General features: G+C 46.0%; 1 protein-coding gene. It reads left to right on the forward strand.

What is annotated here, in order from left to right:
• The first annotated feature begins 63 nt into the window (after positions 1–63).
• Positions 64–1,598, forward strand: a protein-coding gene (locus AB4371_RS18305; RefSeq protein WP_372049546.1) for an IS3 family transposase whose coding sequence is annotated in 2 segments (ribosomal slippage) — positions 64–517 and positions 517–1,598 — 1,536 coding nt in all. Because the reading frame shifts where the segments join, the coding sequence is not laid out codon by codon here.
• Positions 1,599–1,692 lie beyond the last annotated feature (94 nt).

Raw genomic sequence — 1,692 nt, forward strand, 5'->3', positions numbered from 1 at the left:
CCCTATCTGGCAGGGTAGATGTCACTGTTAAAATTTAACCAGTTTGGGCGATAAAGAGTAATTGTGTCTCGTATCTCAGTAGAAAGAAAAGAAGCTATATTGAAGAAGCTATTACCTCCCTATTCAATGTCAGTTAAAGAAGTGTCGGAAGAGGAAGGAATTAGCACTGCGACCCTGTATCATTGGCGCCAGCAACTCAGACGTTCAGGAGCCGCCGTGCCAAATAGCAACACTTCATCAGAGCAGTGGTCAGCTCAAACTAAACTTGCCATTGTCGCTGAAACCTACTCAATGACCGAAAGTGAACTCAGCCAATATTGTCGTGAAAAAGGTCTTTTTCCAGAGCAAATCCAAAGCTGGCGCAGCGAATGTATGCAAGGGTTTAAGTCGAGTAAAGAGCAGGAAGCTGAAGCAAAGAAGCAGGCTAAAGCTGACAAACTTGAAATCAAAGAGTTGAAGAAAGATTTACGACTCAAAGAAAAAGCACTCGCTGAAACGGCCGCTCTCTTGGTATTAAGAAAAAAGCTGAGAGCCTTTTACGGGGAAGAGCCAGAGGACGACTAACCTCAACCGATGAAAGGCAGACCATAGTGACTCTTATCCTTGAAGCGAAGCAATGCGGGTGTCGTTTAGAGCCAGCTTGCCATGAAGTTCAAATCGACTTGAGAACGTATCGTCGCTGGTATCAGCAAGGTGAAGTTCAAGCTGACAAAAGGCCAATATGCCTCAGACCTGAGCCTGCTAACAAGCTGTCGCAGGAAGAGCGTGATGCGATAATCGAGGTGTGTAACCGCTCTGAGTTTGCAAGCTTGCCTCCAACTCAAATCGTCCCGACACTGCTTGATAGAGGTGAGTATATCGCCTCTGAGTCGAGCTACTACCGAGTGTTGAGTACGCAGGGGCAACTTCACAAACGAGGTCGTCAGCGGAGCAGACAGAAGCAAGCGAAGCCAACCAGTTACACAGCGACGGACTCGAACCAAGTCTATACGTGGGATATCACTTACTTACCTTCAAAAGTTCGAGGCCAACATTATTACCTGTATGTCATTGAGGACATCTACAGTCGAAAAATTGTTGGTTATGAAGTGTATGAGCATGAATGCGGTGAGCTGGCGTCACAACTTCTGCAACGAACGTTGATGCGAGAGCAGTGCTTCAATCAAGCTCTGGTTCTTCACTCCGATAATGGTGCGCCGATGAAGTCGTTGACGTTCAAAGCCAAAATGGAAGAGTTAGGTATTACTTCATCGTATAGTCGCCCAAGAGTCAGTGATGATAACCCGTATGTTGAGTCATTGTTCCGCACGGTAAAGTACATGCCAAGCTGGCCAACGAAAGGCTTTGAAACAATCGATAGTAGCCAAAGTTGGGTTGAAGCCTTCGTACGCTGGTACAACACCGAGCACAAGCACAGTCAGCTAAATTACGTCACGCCTTCAGAGCGTCACAATGGAAAAGATAAAGAGATCTTGAAGCGTCGTGTAGAGGTATTGCTCGCTGCAAAACAGCGAAAGCCTGAGCGGTGGTCTGGTGATATCAGGAACTGTGCGCCTGTTGGTGACGTTCACCTAAATCCAGAAAGAGAAGCTGCTTAATAAGTAAGCAAATGATGACAACTACCTTGAAAAACGTTCCACTCTATGGTATCGGTGTTTTTCAAGGTAGTTGTCATCATTTGCTTACTTATTA

The organism is Vibrio sp. 10N.261.51.A3, assembly GCF_041471965.1.
Taxonomy (GTDB): Bacteria; Pseudomonadota; Gammaproteobacteria; order Enterobacterales; family Vibrionaceae; genus Vibrio; species Vibrio crassostreae_C.